General features: G+C 72.8%; 19 protein-coding genes. 15 read left to right on the plus strand and 4 right to left on the minus strand.

What is annotated here, in order from left to right:
• The 4 genes from ACIRQF_RS37960 to ACIRQF_RS37975 form a co-directional block, all read left to right on the plus strand.
• Positions 1 to 1,289: allantoate amidohydrolase (locus ACIRQF_RS37960; RefSeq protein WP_404099579.1), on the plus strand; the 1,289-nt coding region annotated here is incomplete at its 5' end.
• Positions 1,280 to 2,617 carry a formimidoylglutamate deiminase gene (locus ACIRQF_RS37965; protein ID WP_404099582.1) on the plus strand — a complete coding sequence of 446 codons (1,338 nt, stop codon included), beginning with the start codon at positions 1,280 to 1,282 and terminating at the stop codon, positions 2,615 to 2,617. The genes ACIRQF_RS37960 and ACIRQF_RS37965, both read left to right, overlap by 10 nt.
• A 17-nt stretch (positions 2,618 to 2,634) precedes the next feature.
• Positions 2,635 to 3,882, plus strand: coding sequence for an imidazolonepropionase (gene hutI, locus ACIRQF_RS37970; RefSeq protein ID WP_382487761.1), 1,248 nt, complete (start codon positions 2,635 to 2,637; stop codon positions 3,880 to 3,882).
• A 79-nt stretch (positions 3,883 to 3,961) separates the two neighbouring features.
• The gene (locus ACIRQF_RS37975) at positions 3,962 to 4,549 is read left to right on the plus strand and encodes a hypothetical protein (protein ID WP_404099586.1); all 588 of its coding nucleotides are present in this window, start codon (positions 3,962 to 3,964) and stop codon (positions 4,547 to 4,549) included.
• Positions 4,550 to 4,834: 285 nt separating this feature from the next.
• Here the strand turns inward: ACIRQF_RS37975 and ACIRQF_RS37980 are convergent, their stop codons facing one another.
• Positions 4,835 to 5,695 carry an RNA polymerase sigma factor SigF gene (locus ACIRQF_RS37980; protein WP_376638463.1) on the minus strand — a complete coding sequence of 287 codons (861 nt, stop codon included), beginning with the start codon at positions 5,693 to 5,695 and terminating at the stop codon, positions 4,835 to 4,837.
• 168 nt (positions 5,696 to 5,863) lie between these two features.
• Here ACIRQF_RS37980 and ACIRQF_RS37985 point away from each other — a divergent pair, with 168 nt between their 5' ends.
• The 6 genes from ACIRQF_RS37985 to ACIRQF_RS38010 all read left to right on the plus strand — a co-directional run bounded on the left by ACIRQF_RS37985 (position 5,864) and on the right by ACIRQF_RS38010 (position 10,722).
• Entirely contained in the window at positions 5,864 to 6,229 is a 366-nt protein-coding gene (locus tag ACIRQF_RS37985; RefSeq protein ID WP_376638451.1) for an STAS domain-containing protein, read from the plus strand.
• 79 nt (positions 6,230 to 6,308) lie between these two features.
• Positions 6,309 to 6,740, plus strand: a complete 432-nt coding sequence (locus tag ACIRQF_RS37990; RefSeq protein WP_376638452.1) for an ATP-binding protein — start codon at positions 6,309 to 6,311, stop codon at positions 6,738 to 6,740.
• Positions 6,741 to 6,840: 100 nt separating this feature from the next.
• Positions 6,841 to 7,539, plus strand: a complete 699-nt coding sequence (locus ACIRQF_RS37995) for a peptidase (protein WP_404099590.1) — start codon at positions 6,841 to 6,843, stop codon at positions 7,537 to 7,539.
• Positions 7,540 to 7,544: 5 nt separating this feature from the next.
• Positions 7,545 to 8,363 carry a hypothetical protein gene (locus tag ACIRQF_RS38000; protein ID WP_404099593.1) on the plus strand — a complete coding sequence of 273 codons (819 nt, stop codon included), beginning with the start codon at positions 7,545 to 7,547 and terminating at the stop codon, positions 8,361 to 8,363.
• A complete protein-coding gene (locus ACIRQF_RS38005) occupies positions 8,360 to 9,397 on the plus strand; it encodes a hypothetical protein (RefSeq protein ID WP_382487772.1) in 1,038 nt (345 codons plus the stop codon). The genes ACIRQF_RS38000 and ACIRQF_RS38005 overlap by 4 nt, the downstream gene beginning before the upstream one ends.
• A gap of 23 nt (positions 9,398 to 9,420) precedes the next feature.
• On the plus strand, positions 9,421 to 10,722 hold the full coding sequence (locus ACIRQF_RS38010; RefSeq protein ID WP_404099601.1) for a hypothetical protein: 1,302 nt from the start codon (positions 9,421 to 9,423) through the stop codon (positions 10,720 to 10,722).
• A gap of 78 nt (positions 10,723 to 10,800) precedes the next feature.
• On the opposite strand, the gene ACIRQF_RS38015 is transcribed toward ACIRQF_RS38010, so the two are convergent.
• The gene (locus ACIRQF_RS38015) at positions 10,801 to 12,321 is read right to left on the minus strand and encodes a peptide MFS transporter (RefSeq protein WP_376638455.1); all 1,521 of its coding nucleotides are present in this window, start codon (positions 12,319 to 12,321) and stop codon (positions 10,801 to 10,803) included.
• Positions 12,322 to 12,746: 425 nt separating this feature from the next.
• Here ACIRQF_RS38015 and ACIRQF_RS38020 point away from each other — a divergent pair, with 425 nt between their 5' ends.
• Positions 12,747 to 13,424, plus strand: a complete 678-nt coding sequence (locus ACIRQF_RS38020) for a response regulator transcription factor (protein WP_365350689.1) — start codon at positions 12,747 to 12,749, stop codon at positions 13,422 to 13,424.
• 12 nt (positions 13,425 to 13,436) lie between these two features.
• Complete coding sequence (locus ACIRQF_RS38025; RefSeq protein ID WP_376638456.1) at positions 13,437 to 14,708, plus strand: ATP-binding protein; 1,272 nt, start codon at positions 13,437 to 13,439, stop codon at positions 14,706 to 14,708.
• Between the two features lie 122 nt (positions 14,709 to 14,830).
• Here ACIRQF_RS38025 and ACIRQF_RS38030 read toward each other — a convergent pair whose 3' ends face one another.
• Complete coding sequence (locus ACIRQF_RS38030; RefSeq protein WP_376638457.1) at positions 14,831 to 15,346, minus strand: GtrA family protein; 516 nt, start codon at positions 15,344 to 15,346, stop codon at positions 14,831 to 14,833.
• 187 nt (positions 15,347 to 15,533) lie between these two features.
• Here ACIRQF_RS38030 and ACIRQF_RS38035 point away from each other — a divergent pair, with 187 nt between their 5' ends.
• The 3 genes from ACIRQF_RS38035 to ACIRQF_RS38045 are packed head-to-tail and all read left to right on the plus strand — an operon-like array spanning position 15,534 to position 18,416.
• The gene (locus tag ACIRQF_RS38035) at positions 15,534 to 16,673 is read left to right on the plus strand and encodes a 5-(carboxyamino)imidazole ribonucleotide synthase (RefSeq protein ID WP_376638458.1); all 1,140 of its coding nucleotides are present in this window, start codon (positions 15,534 to 15,536) and stop codon (positions 16,671 to 16,673) included.
• Positions 16,674 to 16,707: 34 nt separating this feature from the next.
• Complete coding sequence (purE, locus tag ACIRQF_RS38040) at positions 16,708 to 17,205, plus strand: 5-(carboxyamino)imidazole ribonucleotide mutase (RefSeq protein ID WP_382487673.1); 498 nt, start codon at positions 16,708 to 16,710, stop codon at positions 17,203 to 17,205.
• On the plus strand, positions 17,202 to 18,416 hold the full coding sequence (locus tag ACIRQF_RS38045) for a dipeptidase (protein WP_382487662.1): 1,215 nt from the start codon (positions 17,202 to 17,204) through the stop codon (positions 18,414 to 18,416). Before purE ends, ACIRQF_RS38045 begins: the two co-directional genes overlap by 4 nt.
• Before the next feature lie 158 nt (positions 18,417 to 18,574).
• Here the strand turns inward: ACIRQF_RS38045 and ACIRQF_RS38050 are convergent, their stop codons facing one another.
• The gene (locus ACIRQF_RS38050; protein WP_376638460.1) at positions 18,575 to 19,912 is read right to left on the minus strand and encodes a UDP-glucose dehydrogenase family protein; all 1,338 of its coding nucleotides are present in this window, start codon (positions 19,910 to 19,912) and stop codon (positions 18,575 to 18,577) included.
• Positions 19,913 to 20,157 lie beyond the last annotated feature (245 nt).

Genomic DNA, 20,157 nt, shown 5'->3' on the forward strand with positions numbered 1-20,157 from the left:
GCGCGCGTACCGGCTCGCCCTCCGCCCGGGGCGGGTGGGGCCCCGGGGCGTGTTCTGGGGCGGGCGGCCCCACCGCATGCTCGTGTGGGGGGGGGGGGGGGGGCCCCCCGGCCCCCCCCCACGCCTCAGGCGGATACCGCCGCTACGCCTGGACCGGTGCCGACGCCGACTGCCGCCTGTGGTTCCGCATGCAGGCGGAGGCCCGGCGGCTCGACGTCGAGACCGACCGCAACGGCAACCAGTGGGCCTGGCTCGGCGACCCGGCCGCCGGTGACGCCGTCGTCACCGGCTCCCACCTGGACTCCGTGCCCGACGGCGGCGCCTTCGACGGCCCGCTCGGCGTCGTGTCCGCCTTCGCCGCCCTGGACGAACTCCGCTCCCGCGGCGTCTCGTTCAAGCGGCCCCTCGCCATCGTCAACTTCGGCGACGAGGAGGGTGCCCGCTTCGGGCTCGCCTGCGTCGGCTCCCGGCTCACCTCCGGTCAGCTGACCAAGGAGAAGGCCTTCGAGCTGCGCGACGCCGACGGGATCAGCCTCCCGCAGGCGATGGAGGCCGCCGGCCACGACCCCGAGGCCATCGGCCACGACCCCGAGCGTCTGAGCCGCATCGGCGCCTTCGTCGAGCTGCACGTCGAGCAGGGCCGCGCCCTGGACCTGTCCGGCGACCCGGTCGGCATCGCCTCCGCCATCTGGCCGCACGGCCGCTGGCGGTACGACTTCCACGGCGAGGCCAACCACGCGGGCACCACCCGGCTCGTCGACCGGCGCGACCCGATGCTGCCGTACGCGGAGACCGTCCTCTCGGCCCGGCGCGAGGCCGAACTCGCGGGCGCCGTCGCCACCTTCGGAAAGATCGCCGTCGAGCCGAACGGCGTCAACGCCATCCCGTCGCTGGTCCGCGGCTGGCTCGACGCCCGCGCCGCCGACCAGGAGTCCCTGGACACCGTCGTCGCCGGCATCGAGGCCGCGGCCCGCGCGCACGCCGTCCGCCAGGGCGTCGACCTCGCGGTCGTCCGGGAGTCGTTCACGCCGGTCGTCGAGTTCGGGCACGCCCTGCGCGACGAGATGAGCCGGCTGCTCGGCGAGAGCACCGGGGACAAGGTCCCGGTGCTCGGGACCGGAGCGGGACACGACGCGGGCATTCTGTCCGCCTCCATCCCGACCGCCATGCTGTTCGTACGCAACCCCACGGGCGTCTCGCACTCCCCGGCCGAGTTCGCGGCCGAGGACGACTGCGTGGCCGGCGTCCGCGCACTCGCCGACGTACTGGAGGGCCTGGCGTGCAGGTGACCACCTACTGGCTCGAGCACGCCTGGCTCGACACCCACGTCGAGCCGGGAGTGCTGCTCGACGTGGCCGACGGCCGCATCACCGCGGTCCGGAGGGGGGCCGAGACGCCCCCGCCCGGCGCCGTCGTCCTGCGCGGCTTCACCCTGCCGGGCCTCGCCAACGCCCACTCGCACGCCTTCCACCGCGCCCTGCGCGGCACCGTCCAGGTCGGCTCCGGCACCTTCTGGACCTGGCGCGAGGTCATGTACACCGTCGCCCAGCGGCTCACGCCGGACAGCTACTTCGCGCTGGCCCGCGCCGTGTACGCGGAGATGGCGCTCGCCGGCATCACCTCCGTCGGCGAGTTCCACTACCTGCACCACGCGCCCGGCGGCACCCCCTACGCCGACCCCAACGCCATGGGCGAGGCCCTGATCGCGGCGGCCGCCGAGGCCGGCATCCGCATCACCCTCCTCGACACGGCCTACCTCTCGGCCGGCTTCGGCGCGGCCCCCGAGCCGCACCAGCTCCGTTTCACCGACGGCACGGCGGACGCCTGGGCCGAGCGGGCGTCGGCGCTCAAGGAGCGGGAGGGCGTCCGGATCGGCGCCGCCATCCACTCCGTACGCGCCGTTCCGGCGGACCAGTTGTCCACGGTGGCCCGGTGGGCGCAGGACCGGCAGGCCCCGCTCCACGTCCACCTCTCCGAGCAGACCGCCGAGAACGACGCCTGCCGGGCGGCCCACGGCCGGACCCCCACCCAGCTTCTCGCCGACCACGGTGTCCTCGGGGCGCGGACCGTGGGCGTCCACAACACACACCTGACGGACCAGGACATCGCGCTCATCGGCGGCTCCGCGACCGGCACCTGCATGTGCCCCACCACCGAGCGCGACCTCGCCGACGGCATCGGACCCGCCGTCGCCCTCCAGCGCGCGGGCTCCCCGCTCTCGCTGGGCAGCGACAGCCACGCCGTCATCGACCTCCTGGAAGAGGCGCGGGCGATGGAGCTCGACGAGCGCCTGCGCACCCGCACCCGCGGCCACTGGACGGCGGCCGCGCTGCTGCGGGCGGCGACGGCGGACGGGCACGCGGCGCTGGGCTGGCAGGACGCGGGTGTCCTGGCGGCCGGCGCCTTCGCCGACTTCACGACGATCGCCCTGGACTCCGTCAGGACAGCGGGGCCGCTGCCGCGTCTGGCAGCCGAGACGGCGGTATTCGCAGCGTCGGCCGCGGACGTGCGGCACACGGTCGTGGGCGGCCGTCACGTCGTACAGGACGGGGTCCACCGGTCCGTCCCGGACGTGGGGCAGGCCCTCGCGGACTCGATCGCCGCCCTGCGCGGCTGAAGGAGACACCTCGCATCATGGACACGAGCCCCGCGGCGACGAACAACCCGGCGCCGACCTCCGCGCCCACGAGCGCGAACAGCCCCGTGGCGACGGCCGCCACGGCCATCGTCAACATCGCCAGCCTCGTCACCAACGATCCCTCCCTCGGTGATGGAACCCCCCTGGGCCTGATCCAGGACGCGGCCGTCGTCATCGAAGGCGACCGTGTCGTCTGGGTCGGTGAATCAAGCAAAGCACCGGCCACTGACAACCGGGTCGACGCGGCGGGCCGTGCGGTGATCCCCGGCTTCGTCGACTCCCACTCCCACCTCGTCTTCGCGGGGGACCGCACCGCCGAGTTCAACGCCCGCATGTCCGGCCAGCCCTACAAGGCCGGCGGCATCCGCACCACCGTCGCCGCCACCCGCGCCGCCACGGACGCCGAACTCTCCGCGAACGTCGCCCGCTTCATGCGGGAGGCCCTGCGGCAGGGCACCACCACCTTCGAGACCAAGTCCGGCTACGGCCTGACGGTCGAGGACGAGGCCCGTGCGCTCCGCATCGCCGCCGAGCACACCGACGAGGTCACCTACCTCGGCGCCCACATCGTGTCCCCCGACCACGCCGACGACCCGGCCGCGTACGTGGACCTGGTCACCGGCGAGATGCTGGACGCCTGCGCCCCGTACGCGCGGTGGGTCGACGTCTTCTGCGAGAAGGGCGCGTTCGACGGAGACCAGGCCCGCGCGATCCTCACCGCGGGCAAGGCCAGGGGCCTGCACCCCCGCGTGCACGCCAACCAGCTGTCGTACGGCCCCGGTGTGCAGCTCGCGGTCGAGCTGGACGCGGCGAGCGCCGACCACTGCACCCACCTGACGGACGCGGACGTGGACGCGCTCGCCTCGGGCGCCACGGTCGCCACGCTCCTCCCCGGCGCGGAGTTCTCCACCCGGGCGGAATGGCCGGACGCGCGCCGTCTCCTCGACGCGGGCGTCACCGTGGCGCTGTCCACGGACTGCAACCCCGGCTCGTCCTTCACCTCCTCCGTCCCCTTCTGCATCGCGCTCGCGGTCCGCGACATGCGGATGACCCCGGACGAGGCCCTCTGGTCCGCGACGGCCGGCGGGGCGGCCGCCCTGCGCCGCACCGACGTCGGCCGCCTCACCGTCGGCGCCCGCGCCGACCTCGCGCTCCTCGACGCTCCGTCCCACGTCCACCTGGCCTACCGGCCGGGCGTGCCGCTGGTCTCGGAGGTCTGGCGCAAGGGCGTGCGCACGGTCTGACGCCCCGCCGGACGCCCCCGCCGGACGCCCGCCCGGGCGCGTGGTGGGGGCGTCCGGCGGCTGTGCGAGGGTGACGCGCATGGGGAGTCACCGGACCTGGCCCGTCCACCGGACCACCGACGCCGCCGAGGCGCTCGCGACGGCGAGACGGCTCTGCGCGCTGCTCGACGAGCTCCGCCCCGAGGTGAGCCTCGGGGCGGAGCTGCGTACGGTGCGGGACGTGCGGCGGATGGCGGAGGTGCTGCCCGAGGGGTTGTTCGACCACCTGGAGCCGCGCACCGACCCGGAGACCGGCGCATGGCGGTGCTTCGAGGTCGACCTGGCCGCCACGAGCGACGAGGCCCTCGCCGGGGAGCTGCCGCTCGACGTGACGGCCGACATGGCGTGCGGCACGGTCGAGGCGCGCTTCGTGGCGGCGCTCGGGGACGGGCAGGCGTGGATCGACTGGCAGGGCGTGTGGCCGGACCCGCGGGAGCGCGAGCCGTCCGGCTGGTGGAGCGAGGACGGGGTCCAGGTGGTCTTCCACGGGGAGCGCGCCGAGCGCTCCGGGTGGACCGCGCATCACACCGTTTTCGTCCGTGTCTCCACATGGGGCGACGTCACCCGGGCGAGCCGCCTCGCCGCCCGCCTCGGAGCGGCGCTGGGCGACGCGGGGGAAGGCCGGTAGGGGAGCGGCGCGCGGGTGTGTCCTGCGGAGAGGGCGGGGATCACGGCGCCCGGCGCGCGCCCCAGGGCGTGAGCGACGTCACCCGGGCTCCGGCCGGCGGTCCCCGTCGGTCGCGTGGCCGCCGGCGGGTGGGCCGTGCGCGGTGCCGCCCTCCGTGGCGGCGCGGTGGCGGCGCAGCGCCCGGGCGGCGGGCGGTCCGCCCGGCCCGTCCACGCCGGCGGACCGTTCCGGGGCGCCGGCGTGACCGTCCGTACGGACGCCGGCGCCACGCGGTCCCGCCGGACGTCACTCGTCGATCGTCAGGCCCTTGCGCAGCCGGGCCAGCGTGCGGGAGAGGAGGCGCGAGACGTGCATCTGGGAGATGCCGAGTTCCTCGCCGATCTCCGACTGGGTGAGGCCGGCGGTGAAGCGGAGCGACAGGATGCGGCGGTCGCGGGCCGGGAGCGAGGCGATCATCGGCTTGAGCGACTCGATGTACTCGATGCCCTCGATGCCGTGGTCCTCGTAGCCGAGCCGGTCGGCGAGCGTGCCGCCGTCGGTGTCGAGTTCGTCGGGCGGCGCGTCCAGGGAGCTCGCGGTGTACGCGTTGGCCGCGGCCATGCCCTCGACGACCTCGTCCGTCCTGATGCCCAGGGCGTGGGCGAGTTCGTCGACCGTGGGGGCGCGGTCCAGGCGCTGGGCGAGTTCGTCGCCGGCCTTGGCGAGGTCGATGCGGAGTTCCTGGAGCCTGCGCGGGACGTGCACCGACCACGAGGTGTCGCGGAAGAAGCGCTTGATCTCGCCGATGATCGTCGGCATCGCGAAGGTGGGGAACTCGACGCCGCGGGACAGTTCGAAGCGGTCGATCGCCTTGATCAGGCCGATGGTGCCGACCTGGACGATGTCCTCCATGGGTTCGCTGCGGGTGCGGAACCGCGAGGCGGCGAACTTGACCAGGGCCAGGTTGAGTTCGATCAGGGTGTTGCGTACATACGCGTACTCGTGGGTGCCCTCCTCCAGGTCGCCCAGGCGGGCGAAGAGGGTCTTCGACAGGGCGCGCGCGTCGTGCGGCGCGAGCTCGTCGGCGGGCGGGATCCGCGGGAGTTCCGCGAGGTCCGTGACCGCGAGGTCCGGTACGTCGAGCCGGGGGGACATGCTCTCCTCCATCATTGTCTCGCTGCGGTTTGCGGCGCCTCCGAGGCCGGCCAAGTGGAATGTGTTCTTCTAGGCCTACCGGTTCAACCCCGATGGTTGCAAGTGGCAATTGTCCGGTTCATCACCTTTGCGATGGAGCTTGTGTGCGGTGAACGGCGGTGCGCTTGTATGGTTCGACGCATGTACCGCCAGCACACCGGCAGCGCACCCGGGCGGTTCCGGGTCGAGGTCCGCACCGTGGGGGCGAGCGAGGTGCTCACCCCGGTGGGTGAGCTCGATCACCACACCGCCGAACTGTTGCGTGCGCCACTCGACCAAGCCCTCGACGAGGGCCGGACACGTCTCGTACTCGACTGCTCACGCCTCGAGTTCTGCGACTCCACCGGACTCAACGTCCTGCTCGGAGCCCGGCTGAGGGCGGACGCCGCGGGCGGCGGAGTCCATCTGGCGGCGATGCGGCCGCCGGTGGCCCGGGTCTTCGAGATCACCGGAGCGGACGCCGTCTTCACCCTCCACGACTCGCTCGACTCGGCCCTCCCCGGCTGAGCCCCCCGATCAGGCCCGGCACTCCGGGCCCGGTCCTGTGTCCTGAACTCGTCAATCGGCTGAACGGTGAGGTGAAGCGTTGAAGGAGACCGCCTCCGGCGAACCCGAGGTCCGCACCATCGCCCTCGGGGCGGCCAGTGGCACCGTCCCGCTCGCCCGCGACTTCACCCGGCAGGCGCTCTACGACTGGGGCTGGCTGCCCGCGGCCACGGCCGACCGGCGCGCCGCCGCCGAGGACGTCCTGCTCGTGGTCTCCGAGCTCGTCACCAACGCCTGCCTGCACGCCGAGGGCCCCGAGAGCCTGCGCGTGCTGCGCCTCGCCGAGGTGCTGCGCCTCGAAGTCGCCGACCGCGGCACCGGTCAGCCCGCCCCGCGCACCCCGCACCGCGCCGGACGGCCGGGCGGGCACGGCATGTTCATCGTCCAGCGCCTCTGCCGGGACTGGGGCGTCGAGCGCGTCCCCGGCGCCCCCGGCAAGACGGTCTGGGCCGAGCTGGCCGCACCCGCGTAGGACTTTCACACCCTTCTCTCTTCCCTCCGCAGGGCCCCAGGCGTACCTTGACGGCCAATCTGATAGACCGTCAGCAACTTTGCGGTGAGGGGTGCTCGAGGTGCCGTACCGGAGGAGAACAGCCTGTGCGCTGACGGCGGCGGTGGCGGGCTCGGCCGTCCTGCTCTCCGCGCCCGCCGCGCAGGCCGAGGTCGTCGACGTCAACTACGCCTGCGAGACGAAGATCGGCCCGAAGAGCGCCGTCTCGCCCGTCGACATCAAGGCCGTCAAGAGTGGCAGCGCGTACACGATCACGATGTCCTTCGAGAAGGGCGTCTCCGACAGTCCGGTCGACCTCCCCAAGGGCGTCATGACCCCGCGCGCCGAGCTCGTCCTCGGCGGCGCGGAGAGCGGCAGGGTCCAGGTCAAGGGCGTGCCCAACGCGGCCCTCATCCCCGCCGACACCCCCATCAAAATCGGGCAGTTGACCGGTACGTACACCCCGAAGAAGAGCGGCAGGGTCACCTTCACGGCCGGCACCCTCACCGTCCACGCCCTGGGCATGGACGCGGCCGTCTGCAAGCCGACGAACAGCCCCAAGGCCGCCCTCGAACTGGACGTGACGGCGCCGGGCGGCTCGGGCGGATCCGGCGGCTCCGACGACTCCTCGGGCGGGACGGGCTCGGGCGGCGAACTGCCCAGGACCGGCCCGCTCGACTCGGCCACCGCGCTCGGCACCCTCGGCGGCACCGTCCTGCTGACCGGCACGGCCGGGGTGCTCTGGCTCACCCGGCGCACCGCACGGCACACGGCACGCTGATGCGGGTGGCACGGGCCGCGGCCGCCGCCCTGCTCGCGGCGGCCGGGACGGCCGGGCCCGGGGCGGCCGCGGCGGCGGCGTCGCCGACGGCCCCGGCACCGGGCCCGGCCCGTACCGCCTTCGCCGGGTGGAGCGCGGAGCCCGCCGCGGGGCGCCCGTACGTGTACCTGGAGGGCGCCTCCGGCAGCGTGCTGCAGGACACGCTGTCCGTGACCAACACCGGGGCCCGGCCGCTCACCGTGCGGCTCAGCGGCGAGGGCGCGTCCATCGCGTTCGCCGTGCGCTCGGTGACCGTGCCCGCCCGGACGCGGGCGGACGTGCCCTTCGCCGTCACCGTGCCCGCCGACACCCCGCCCGGGGACCACCAGGGCTCCGTACGGGCCGGCGCCGCCGGTCGCGAGACGGTCGTCCCGCTGCACCTGCGGGTCAGCGGGCCGCGGCTCGCCGCCCTCACCGTCGAGGACGTCCGCGTCGAGCCCTCCGGCACCCTGCGCTACACCCTGGTCAACCGGGGCAACACCGTCCTCGCCCCGCGTCTCGCCGTACGCGCCGAGGGCCTGCTCGGCACCGTCCTCGACCGCCCCGAACGCCCGCTTCCGCTCGTCCTGCGCCCCGGCGAGCGCGCCACCCGCACCGAACCGTGGCCCGATCCGCCCGCGCTCGACTCGGTCACCGTCCGTCTGACGGCCGGCGCCCCGGGCGCCGCCCCCGCGAGCGCCCGCGCGGACGCCGCCTTCGCCTCGCCCGCGGGCGTAGGCGTCCTGGCGGCCGTCCTCCTCGCGGCGGCGGGCACGGCCACGTACGCGATACGGAGGAGACGATGACGTACCTGCGTACGGCGGCGGGCGCGCTGCTCGCCGCGGTGCTGCTCGCCCTGCTGCCGGCCACCGCCACCGCGGCCGAGCGGCCCGGGGTCGCGCTCTCGCAGAGCCAGGGCGGCAAGGGCGGCGAGATCACCGTCAGCGGTTCCGGCTGGAAGCCCGGCGCCCTGCTCATGCTGCTGGTCTGCGGCCAGGCCACGCCCGGGCAGGGCGTCATCGGGGGCACCAACTCCTGCGCCAACACCGACGGCCGCGCCGCCACGGTCGACGCCAAGGGCACCTTCAGCCGGAAGCTGCCGGTCGCCGAGCCGCCCAGGCCCTGCCCCTGCGTCGTCCACGTCGCCGGGGTCACCGGCCAACAGGACGTCGTGGACGTCGCTTTCACGGTGGCCGGGCATCCGACCGCCCCACTGCCCGAGGCCTCGGGGCCCGGCGCGCTGCGGGTGCTGACCTCCGCCCGGCTCGAAGGCTCCAGCGGCGTGCTCGTCCGGTTCGGCGCCCCCGCCCGCCGCGAGGTCGTCGTCACCCTCGGCAACCTGGGCCAGACGGCGGTCAAGGACCCCGTCTTCGAGGTCGGCACCAGCCACGGGGTGTTCTCGCCGCAGTACGAGGAACGGCAGTGGCGCGGCACCATCGAGCCCGGCCGCAAGGCCCTGGTGAGGCTGCCCGTCGAGCTGACCGCGGGTGCCCACGGCGACTACCAGGTGTCCGTGCGGTACGGCGGGCAGGTGATCATCGAGCAGCCCTGGGGCGTCGGACGCCCGTGGGGCGTGACCCTGTTCTGGCTGCTGCTCGCGGTCGTCGTCCCGGCCGCCCTGTTCCGCGTCGGCATGGCGGTCGTCGACCGGGTCCGCCCGCCCGGCCGGCGCCGGATCAGGCGGAGTGCCGCCGGCCGGCCGCGTCCCACGCGCCGCGCACCCGGCCCCGTGTCCGTACCGGCGGCCGGTGCCGGTGACGAACCGACCGCGGTCCTGCCGTGGTTCACCCCCGACTCCGCACCGTCAGAGAACAGCCCGACGACGAAGGGACAGTCGTGAGCCCGACACGCACGACACGGAGGATCAGCGCGGCGGGTGTCGCCCTGATGCTCGGCGGCGCGGGGGTCCTGCTGGCCGCCGGCCCCGCCATGGCGGCGGAGGTCTCGTACAGGACCGAGTGCATCCCGCCCTCCATCTCCGGCCTCCCGCCGGTGCAGGGCACCACCAAGGTGCAGATCACCGCGCCCGCCGAGGCCAAGGTCGGCGACGAGGTGGAGGTGGTCTGGAAGACGGTCGAGGCCGCCTCGAAGAACCCCGACATCCTCGACCTCGACAAGGACACGGTGAAGCCGACCGGCGTCATCACGCTCGGCGGCGCCGCGAGCGGCACGCTGGCGATGGAGGGGCCGCGGCAGAACCCGCCCATCAAGAAGAACAGCCCGATGGTCCTGCCGGACATGAAGGGCAAGCTCAAACTGGAGAAGGCGGGCGAGATCACGCTGACGCCCGGCAAGTACACGATCAACGTCTCCAAGCCGCTGTCGACGGACACCACGTGCTCGCCGAAGGAGACGGTCGCGGTCGGCGCCACGATCAAGGTGACGGACGGCGGCGGCTCCGGCTCCTCCGGCGGCACCACCACGTCCGGCGGTACGACGACCTCCGGCGGTACGACCACCTCGGGCGGCTCGACCACGTCCGGCGGCACCACCGCCTCCGGCGGGAGCACGGCCGGCGGGACCTCCGGAGGGGGCGGCGGCCAGACCGACTTCCCCGGCAAGGAGGTCGCGGTGAACTTCGCCTGCCAGGCGCCCGGCCCCGACTCGATCACCTCCAAGGTGACCATCAACGCCAAGAAGAGCGGCGGTTCGTACGCCCTCACCGTCAAGACCGCCAAGGGCGTCATGAACAGCCCGGCCGCCCTCCCCAAGGGCGCCCTCAAGCCGTCCATGACCGTGCGGATCGGGGGTGCCGACAGCGGTGCGGTCACGGTCACCGGCGCCCCCAACCCGGCTCCCCTGGAGGCGGGCAAGCCGGTCGACCTGACCGACATGACCGGCACCTACAAGCCGGGAGCGAGCGGCAAGGCCACGCTCAGCCCCGGAAAGCTGACCATCAGCGTCTCGCTGGGCGGTTCGCCCATCGTGATCCCCTGTGAGGTCAAGGGCTCGGTGCAGGCCTCGCTGACCCTCGACACCGAGAAGCAGGCCGGCGGCGCCTCCGGGGGCGGCGGCAGCAGCTCGGGCGGCTCGGGCGGTGAACTGCCCCAGACCGGTGCCGGGGACGACGGCGCGCTGCGCGCGCTCGCCCTGGTCGCGGGCACGGCGATCCTGCTCGGCGGCGCCGTGTTCACCTTCACCCCGTGGGCCCGGCTCCGCCGCTGACGCCCCCGGAGAACGGAACGGCGGAGGCCGCCGCACCGAACCCGGTGCGGCGGCCTCCGCCTCGTGCGTGAGGACGCGTCAGTGGACGCTGCCCATGAGCGACTGGACCTTCTTGCGGTAGCTCCAGACCGCGACTCCCGCGACGGCGGCCAGGGCCGCCTGCATCGCGATGATCCCGGTGCCGTTCAGGTCCACGCCGGCCAGCGAGAGCAGACCCGTGGTGCAGTCACCGGCGGTGACGGCGAGGAACCAGACACCCATCATCTGGGAGGCGTACTTCTGCGGGGCCATCTTCGTGGTGACGGAGAGGCCGACCGGGGAAAGGCACAGCTCACCGATGGTCTGGATCATGTAGATCGAGACGAGCCACATCGGGGAGACCTTGGTGCCGTCGCCCGCCATGTTCATCGGGACGATGAAGACGAAGAAGGACGCGCCGACCAGGACCAGGCCCATCGCGAACTTCACGACGGTGTTCGGCTCCTGGTTCTTGCGGGCCAGCCACAGCCACAGCCAGGCGAAGACCGGGGCCAGCGCCATGACGAACAGCGGGTTCAGCGACTGGTACCAGGTGGCCGGGAAGCCGAGGCCGAAGACGGTGTCGGCGGTCTTGTCGTCGGCGAACAGCGACAGGGTCGAGCCACCCTGGTCGTAGATCATCCAGAAGACGGCGGCGGCGACGAAGAACCAGATGTACGCGGACATCTTCGACTGCTCGGTCCTGTCGAGGTCCTTGTCGCGCTTGATGCGGACCAGGACGGCGACCGGGATGATCAGACCGGCGAGGGTGATCGGGACCAGGGCCCAGTTCAGGGTGTACATGCCGAGGCCGATGACGACGCCGTAGAAGACGGCGGCCACGACCAGGACCAGGCAGACCTTGACCAGGACGCTCCTGCGCTCGGCGGCGCTGAGCGGGTTCGGGACCAGGTTGCTCTTCGGGCTGAGGTTCCTGGTGCCGACGAGGAACTGCAGCAGGCCGACGCCCATGCCGATCGCGGCCAGCGCGAAGCCGAGGTGCCAGTTGACCTTCTCGCCGACGGTGCCGACGACGAACGGCGCGACGAAGGCACCCAGGTTGATGCCGATGTAGAAGAGCGTGAAGCCACCGTCACGGCGCGGGTCGTCCGGGCCGTCGTAGAGGTGGCCGACCATCGTCGAGATGTTGGCCTTCAGCAGACCGGAACCGGCGGCGACGAGCGCCAGACCGACGAAGAACATCGCCTGGCCCGGGATGGCGAGCGAGGCGTGACCGGCCATGATCACGAAACCGGCGATGGTGACCGTCTTGCGGGCGCCCCAGACGCGGTCACCGAACCAGCCACCGGGCATGGCCATCAGGTAGACCATCGACACGTACACGGAGTAGATCGCCGTGGCCGTGGCGGCCGTCATGGCCAGGCCGCCGCCCTGGCTGCCCGTGGCGGCGTCGGCGCCGCCCGAGACCAGGTAGAGGACCAGAAGGGCCCGCATGCCGTAGTAGGAGAAGCGCTCCCACATCTCGGTCATGAAGAGGGTGGCCAGGCCGCGGGGGTGGCCGAAGAAGGTCTTCTCGGAACCGGAGGCTCCGGTAGAAGCCGTCGTCAGGCTGGACGCCATGTCGATCCTTGCTCTGTCGGGACGCGCGCTTCGTGAGCGGGATGCGCCCGGTGGGGGAGGCCGGCACCGGCGGGGAGCGGTCGCACCCCTCCGGGATCCACGCCCTGACGCGTCTTCGCGCCGTAGGACCCGGCCCACAGGTCGTTCACTGTCCTCAAGGCCGTCGAGACCGCCTTGTGCAGAAAAGAGACCCTTGGCGCACCAACACGGCCAAAGGTCCCCGATTACCGCTACAGAACTCTCGACACCATACGACACGACAGTGCCCGATTAGGAAGGACTTGAGAGATGGATCACAGGTAGTACTGGAACCGATTTCGCTCTTTCGAAGGTCATGAGGAGATTACGCGCCAAGATCCAGAGGCGTCGCCGTCGCCCTGTGGATCACGCCCCGGCCCCGCGTCCGTGCGGACTACCATCACCCCATGACCCGTGTACTGCTCGCCGAGGACGATGCCTCCATCTCGGAACCGCTGGCCCGCGCCCTGCGGCGGGAGGGGTACGAGGTCGAGGTCAGGGAGGACGGCCCGACCGCCCTCGACGCCGGTCTCCAGGGCGGGGTCGACCTGGTCGTGCTCGACCTGGGACTGCCCGGCATGGACGGCCTGGAGGTCGCCCGCCGGCTGCGCGCCGACGGCCACACGGTGCCGATCCTGGTGCTCACCGCCCGCGCCGACGAGGTCGACACGGTCGTGGGCCTGGACGCCGGCGCCGACGACTACGTCACCAAGCCCTTCCGCCTCGCCGAGCTGCTCGCCCGCGTCCGGGCCCTGCTGCGGCGCGGCGCCACCGAGCCCGCCGCCGCGCCCACCACCCACGGCGTGCGGATCGACGTCGAGTCGCACCGCGCCTGGATGGGCGACGAGGAGCTGCAGCTCACCGCGAAGGAGTTCGACCTCCTCCGCGTCCTGGTCCGGGACGCCGGCCGGGTGGTCACCCGTGACCAGCTGATGCGCGAGGTCTGGGACACCACCTGGTGGTCCTCCACCAAGACCCTCGACATGCACATCTCCTGGCTCCGCAAGAAGCTCGGCGACGACGCGGCGAACCCCCGCTACATCGCCACCGTCCGGGGCGTGGGCTTCCGCTTCGAGAAGAGTTAGGCCCGGTCCTCCGTGCGTCGCCGCCTGATCAACTCCACGCTCGCCGTGGTGCTCGTCGTCATCGCCGTCTTCGGCGGTTCGCTCGTGATCGTCGAGACCCGCACGGCCTCCAGCAGCGCCCAGGAGAGCGTGGACTCGGAGGCCCTGCGGATCGTGTCCATCGTGGACAGCCGGCTGATCGGCGGCGAGCCGGTGAACCCGGCGATCCTGGCCGACCAGAGCGGCGCCAAGCGCTACGCGCGCGTCCTGATCCCCGGCCGCGACCCCATCGAGATCGGCACCCGCCCCTCCGGCAGCGTCATCCGCGGTCTGGCCGAGGGCGAGCGCGGCGAGACCGTGGTCGTGGAAGAGGCCCGCTCGGTCGTCATGGCGGAGGTGGGGCGCACGCTGCTGATCATCGCGGGGGTGGCGCTGCTGTGCGTGGTGGCCGCCGTGCTGCTCGCCGTACGGGCGGCGAACAAGCTCTCCTCGCCGCTCACCGACCTCGCCGAGACCGCCGAGCGCCTCGGCTCCGGCGACCCGCGCCCCCGGCACAAGCGCTACGGGGTGCCCGAGCTCGACCGGGTCGCGGACGTGCTGGACGCCTCCGCCGAGCGCATCGCCCGGATGCTCACCGCCGAGCGCCGGCTCGCCGCCGACGCCTCCCACCAGCTCCGTACGCCCCTCACCGCGCTCTCCATGCGCCTGGAGGAGGTCGCCATGGCCGACGACCTCGGCACGGTCCGGGAGGAGGCGACGATCGCCCTCACGCAGGTCGAGCGGCTTACCGACGTGGTCGAGCGGCTGCTCACGAACTCGCGCGACCCGCGGACGGGCTCCGCCGTCGCCTTCGACCTCGACGAGGTCATCAAGCAGCAGCTCGCCGAGTGGCGGCCGGCCTACCGCAGCGCGGGCCGGGCCATCGTGCACTCCGGGAAGCAGGGCATGCGGGCCGTCGGCACCCCGGGCGCGGTCGCCCAGGTGCTGGCCGCCCTGATCGAGAACTCGCTCATGCACGGCGGCGGCACGGTCGCCCTGCGCACCCGCGTCACCGGCAACCAGTCCGTGATCGAGGTGACCGACGAGGGCCCGGGGGTGCCCGCCGACCTGGGGGCGCGGATCTTCGAGCGGGCGGTCAGCGGCCGCAGCTCCACGGGCATCGGCCTGGCGGTCGCACGGGACCTCGCGGAGGCGGACGGCGGCCGTCTGGAGCTGCTCCAGCAGCAGCCGCCGGTGTTCGCGCTGTTCCTGAGCCGCGAGGTCAGGAGCCGTACGGAAACGGAGCCGGAGCGCCCGGTGCGTTAGGCCGTCGCTTTCTGATCTTGCCGGGCCCGCGGCGGATCTTGCCGGGCCCGCGGCGCCGGCCGCGGCGGCGCCCCGCCCTCCGCGTGGAGGGCGCTACGTTCCGGACCCGGCCCGGGCCGGAATCAGACCCGGTCGGGCTGCCGGCGGGTGGGCTGGCGGGGCGCCTTCTCCAGGAACGATTCCGCGGTCTGCACGGCCTCCTTCGCCGGCAGCGCGCGGAAGACCCAGGTGCGGTACGACCAGAAGCGGAACAGCGTCGCGACGCCGATGCCGAAGAACTTGAAGAAGTTGCTCTGCAGCGGGGTGTCCCAGCCGAAGCCGTACGTCGCCGTGTAGAGCACGCCGTTCTCGATCACCATGCCGACGATGCTGAACAGCAGGAACAGGACGAGTTCCTTGGTGCGGCCCGACTTGTCGCGGTCGCGGTACGTGAAGTACCGGAACCCCACGTAGTTGAAGACGATCGCCACGACGGTGGCGATGATGCCGGCCCGCACCACCGGAAGCTCGGTGACGTGGCGGACCACGTTGAAGACGAGCAGGTTCACCAGGACGCCGAGTCCGCCTACCACGCCGAACTTGGCGACCTCGCGGACGAGCCGGTCCACTCGCATGCGCAGCGCGCCGGGTTCACTCATCGTGATCGGTCTGTCCCGTCCGTTTGGGAGGTGTTCCGCAGACGCCCGGACGACGTCAACCAAGCCATGCTAACCACCCCTCCCGCCACCCGCCTGTGATGCTCGCGATCCGTGTGCGAGCCCACTGCGGGCTGTGACAAGACACAGCCGGACGAGGCTCCGGAACTTGTGCGGATACCCTAAGAGGGTGACGTTCCCGGTAGTCGGCATGGTCGGTGGCGGTCAGCTCGCCCGTATGACCCACGAGGCGGGCATCCCCCTCGGCATCAAGTTCAAGCTGCTCAGTGACACCCCGCAGGACTCGGCGGCCCAGGTGGTCAGCGACGTCGTCATCGGCGACTATCGCGACCTGGACACGCTGCGTGACTTCGCGCGCGGATGCGACGTGATCACCTTCGATCACGAGCACGTGCCCGCGGAGCACCTGGCGGCCCTGGAGGCGGACGGCGTCGTCGTCCGGCCCGGCCGCAGAGCCCTCGCGCACGCCCAGGACAAGGGGGTGATGCGGGCGAGGCTCGACGAGATCGGCGTGCCCAGCCCGCGGCACCGCCTCGTGGCCGACCCGGCCGACGCGGCGGCCTTCGCCGCGGAGGGCGACGGCTTCCCGATCATCCTGAAGACCGTGCGCGGCGGCTACGACGGCAAGGGTGTCTGGTTCGTGCGCTCGGAAGCGGACGCCCACGACGCCTTCAAGGCCGGCGTGGCGGTCCTCGCCGAGGAGAAGGTCGATTTCGCGCGCGAGCTCGCCGCGAACATCGTCCGCTCCCCGCACGGCCAGGCCGTCGCGTACCCGGTGGTCGAGTCCCGGCAGGTCGACGGGGTCTGCGACACCGTGATCGCGCCCGCGCCCGACCTGGACGACGAGCTGGCCGGCCAGGCGCAGGAGCTGGCCCTGCGGATCGCCAAGGAGCTCGACGTCGTCGGTCACCTGGCCGTGGAGCTCTTCGAGACCCGCGACGGCCGGATCCTCGTCAACGAACTCGCCATGCGCCCGCACAACTCCGGCCACTGGACCCAGGACGGCGCGGTCACCTCGCAGTTCGCCAACCACGTCCGGGCCGTGCTGGACCTTCCGCTCGGCGATCCGCGCCCGCGCGCGAAGTGGACCGTGATGTGCAATGTTCTGGGAGGCGATTTCCCGGACATGTATCAGGCGTACCTGCACTGCATGGCCCGCGACCCGCAGCTCAAGATCCACATGTACGGCAAGGACGTGAAGCCCGGCCGCAAGGTGGGCCACGTCAACACCTACGGCGACGACCTGGACGAGGTGCTCGAGCGCGCCCGCCACGCCGCCGACTACCTGCGAGGAACGATCGTTGAGTAATCCGCCCGCTGCGCACCCGCTCGTCGGCATCGTCATGGGGTCCGACTCGGACTGGCCCGTCATGGAGGCCGCTGCGCAGGCCCTGGACGAGTTCGAGATCGCGTACGAGGTCGACGTCGTCTCCGCGCACCGCATGCCGCGCGAGATGATCGCGTACGGCGAGCAGGCCGCCGACCGCGGTCTCAAGGCGATCATCGCGGGTGCCGGCGGCGCCGCCCACCTGCCGGGCATGCTCGCCTCGGTCACCCCGCTGCCGGTCATCGGCGTGCCGGTGCCGCTGAAGTACCTCGACGGCATGGACTCGCTGCTCTCGATCGTGCAGATGCCGGCCGGTGTGCCGGTCGCCACGGTCTCGGTGGCCGGCGCCCGCAACGCCGGTCTGCTCGCGGCCCGCATCCTCGCCGCGCACGACCCCGAACTGCTCGGCCGGATGAAGGAGTTCCAGCAGGAGCTCAACGACCAGGCCACCGAGAAGGGCAAGCGGCTGCGGCAGAAGGTCGAGGGCTCGGGCGCGTTCGGGTTCGCCCAGTGAGCAGCCCGGCCGACCGCCTGGCGGAGGCGCGGGAGCTGCTCGCCTCCGCCCCCGTCGTCGACGGGCACAACGACCTGCCCTGGGCGCTGCGCGAGCACTGCGGCTACGACCTCGACCGGCTCGACATCGCGGGCGACCAGCGCGGCGCGCTCCACACCGACCTCGCCCGGCTGCGGGCCGGCGGCGTCGGCGCCCAGTTCTGGTCCGTGTACGTGCCCGGCCGACTGGCCGGCGACCACGCGGTGAGCGCCACCCTGGAGCAGATCGACGTCGTCGACCAGCTGCTCGACCGGTACGCGGCCGACCTCGCGCCCGCGCTGACCGCCGACGACATGGAGACGGCCCGCAAGGAGGGCCGGATCGCCTCCCTCAAGGGGGCCGAGGGCGGCCACTCGATCGACAACTCCCTCGCCACCCTGCGTGCCCTGCACACCCTGGGCGTGCGGTACATGACGCTCACCCACAACGAGAACAACGACTGGGCGGATTCGGCGACCGACGAGCCCCGGCACGGCGGTCTGAGCGCCTTCGGCCGCGAGGTCGTCCGCGAGATGAACCGCTGCGGCATGCTCGTCGACCTCTCGCACGTCGCCGCGACGACCATGCGGGACGCGCTGGACACCACGGCCGCGCCGGTGGTCTTCTCGCACTCCTCGTCCCGGGCGGTCTGCGACCACCCGCGCAACATCCCGGACGACGTCCTGGAGCGGCTGCCCGCCAACGGCGGCGTGGCGATGGCGACCTTCGTACCGAAGTTCATCCTGCCGGCGGCCGTCGACTGGACCGCCCGCGCCGACGACAACATGCGCGCGCACGGCCTGCACCACCTCTCCACCACCCCCGAGGCCATGGCGATCCACCGGGCCTTCGAGGCGGAGAACCCCCGCCCGGTCGCGACGGCGGTCACGGTCGCCGATCACCTCGACCACATGCGCGAGGTCGCCGGCATCGACCACATCGGCATCGGCGGCGACTACGACGGCACCGCGTTCACCCCGGACGGCCTCGACGACGTCGCCGGCTACCCGAACCTGATCGCGGAGCTCCTGACCCGCGGCTGGTCGCCCACGGACCTGGCGAAGCTGACCTGGTCCAACGCGGTCCGGGTGCTGCGGGACGCGGAGGCGGTCGCGCGCGAGCAGCGGGCGCTGCGGGGCCCGTCCGTCGCGACGATCGAGTCCTTCGACGCCCAGGCGGCGCAAGGGAAGTGACGGAGTGACACGAGGGGCCCGCCACGGCGGGCCCCTCGTCGTTCCGTCCGGGCGCCCCGATCGGCCCGTCCCCGGGTCGGTCCGGTCCGCCGCGCCCGGCGCGGGGCCCGGTCCGTGCCTCAGAGGTACGCACCGGGCCCCGCGGGCACGGCTTCGGGTCAGGCCCGCGGCCGTCCCATCGCGCGGTAGGTCCAGCCGGCCTCGCGCCAGCGGACCGCGTCGAGGGCGTTGCGGCCGTCGAGGATCACGGGGGAGGCGGCCGCCCGGGCCAGCTCCGCCGGGTCGAGCGCGTCGCGGAACTCGCGCCACTCGGTCAGGTGCAGCACCACGTCCGCGCCGCGCACCGCGTCCAGGGCGGTCGGCGCGTAGGCGAGCGTCGGGAAGAGCCGGCGGGCGTTCTCCATGCCCTTGGGGTCGTAGACGGTGACCTGGCCGCCCTGGAGGTGGATCTGGCCGGCCACGTTCAGCGCCGGCGAGTCGCGGACGTCGTCCGAGTCGGGCTTGAAGGTCGCGCCGAGGACCGCCACCCGCTTGCCGAGGAAGCCGCCGCCCAGCGCCTCGCGCGCCATCTCGACCATGGACGCGCGGCGCCGCATGTTGATGGAGTCGATCTCGCGCAGGAAGGTCAGCGCCTGGTCCGCGCCCAGCTCGCCGGCCCGCGCCATGAAGGCCCGGATGTCCTTGGGCAGGCAGCCGCCGCCGAAGCCGATGCCGGCCCGCAGGAACTTGCTGCCGATCCGCTCGTCGTGCCCGATCGCCTCCGCCAGCTTGGCGACGTCGCCACCGGCGGCCTCGCACACCTCCGCCATCGCGTTGATGAAGGAGATCTTCGTGGCGAGGAAGGAGTTCGCGGAGGTCTTCACCAGCTCGGCGGTCGGGTAGTCGGTCACCACGAACGGCGAGCCCTCGGCCACCGGCACCGCGTACACCTCGCGCAGCAGCTTCTCGGCCCGGTCACCGCGCGTCCCCCCGGGCACGCCGATCACGACCCGGTCGGGGCGCAGGGTGTCCTGGACGGCGAATCCCTCGCGCAGGAACTCCGGGTTCCAGGCCAGGTCGACGCCCACGGGCAGCACGCCGGCGAGCCGCTCGGCCGAGCCGACCGGGACGGTCGACTTGCCGACCACCAGGGCCCCCGACCGGACGACCGCGGCGAGGGAGGCGAAGGCGGCGTCGACGTACGACATGTCACAGGCGTACTCGCCGTGCTTCTGCGGGGTGTTCACGCAGACGAAGTGGATGTCGCCGAAGGCGCCGACCTCCTCCCAGGAGGTCGTGAACCGCAGCCGCCCGCTGGACCCCTCGATCCCCTCGACGTGCCGCGCGAGCAGCTCCTCCAGGCCCGGCTCGTACATGGGGACGCGGCCGCCGGAGAGCATCTCGATCTTCTCGGGGACGACGTCGAGCCCGAGGACCTCGAAGCCCAGTTCCGCCATGGCCGCGGCGTGCGTGGCGCCGAGGTAGCCGGTGCCGATCACGGTGATCTTCAGGGCCATGCGGTCTCCAGTGAGGAGTCGAGGTCGGGCGGAATGCCTGCCCGAGCATAGTCGGGGCCTGGATCGGGGCCCGGTCTCGCCCTACCATTTGAGTTACTTAACGGTAGTTAGCAAGCGTGGGAGTGAATGAGCGTGGCGGGTTCTGCCGATTTCGACCTGTATCGCCTGCCGGAGGAGCACGAGATGCTCCGTGAGACGGTCCGTGCGCTGGCGGAGGCGAAGATCACGCCGTTCGCCGCGGCGGT

The sequence above is a fragment of the Streptomyces sp. NPDC101191 genome, from assembly GCF_044767915.1.
Lineage (GTDB): Bacteria > Actinomycetota > Actinomycetes > Streptomycetales > Streptomycetaceae > Streptomyces.

Bases quoted from the DNA above. Each gene is read 5' to 3' on its own strand.
- hutI (WP_382487761.1), top strand. From the start codon at position 2,635: ATGGACACGAGCCCCGCGGCGACGAACAACCCGGCGCCGACCTCCGCG.
- ACIRQF_RS37975 (WP_404099586.1), top strand. From the start codon at position 3,962: ATGGGGAGTCACCGGACCTGGCCCGTCCACCGGACCACCGACGCCGCC.
- ACIRQF_RS37980 (WP_376638463.1), bottom strand. From the start codon at position 5,695: ATGGAGGAGAGCATGTCCCCCCGGCTCGACGTACCGGACCTCGCGGTC.
- ACIRQF_RS37985 (WP_376638451.1), top strand. From the start codon at position 5,864: ATGTACCGCCAGCACACCGGCAGCGCACCCGGGCGGTTCCGGGTCGAG.
- ACIRQF_RS38005 (WP_382487772.1), top strand. From the start codon at position 8,360: ATGACGTACCTGCGTACGGCGGCGGGCGCGCTGCTCGCCGCGGTGCTG.
- ACIRQF_RS38015 (WP_376638455.1), bottom strand. From the start codon at position 12,321: ATGGCGTCCAGCCTGACGACGGCTTCTACCGGAGCCTCCGGTTCCGAG.
- ACIRQF_RS38020 (WP_365350689.1), top strand. From the start codon at position 12,747: ATGACCCGTGTACTGCTCGCCGAGGACGATGCCTCCATCTCGGAACCG.
- ACIRQF_RS38030 (WP_376638457.1), bottom strand. From the start codon at position 15,346: ATGAGTGAACCCGGCGCGCTGCGCATGCGAGTGGACCGGCTCGTCCGC.
- purE (WP_382487673.1), top strand. From the start codon at position 16,708: ATGGGGTCCGACTCGGACTGGCCCGTCATGGAGGCCGCTGCGCAGGCC.
- ACIRQF_RS38050 (WP_376638460.1), bottom strand. From the start codon at position 19,912: ATGGCCCTGAAGATCACCGTGATCGGCACCGGCTACCTCGGCGCCACG.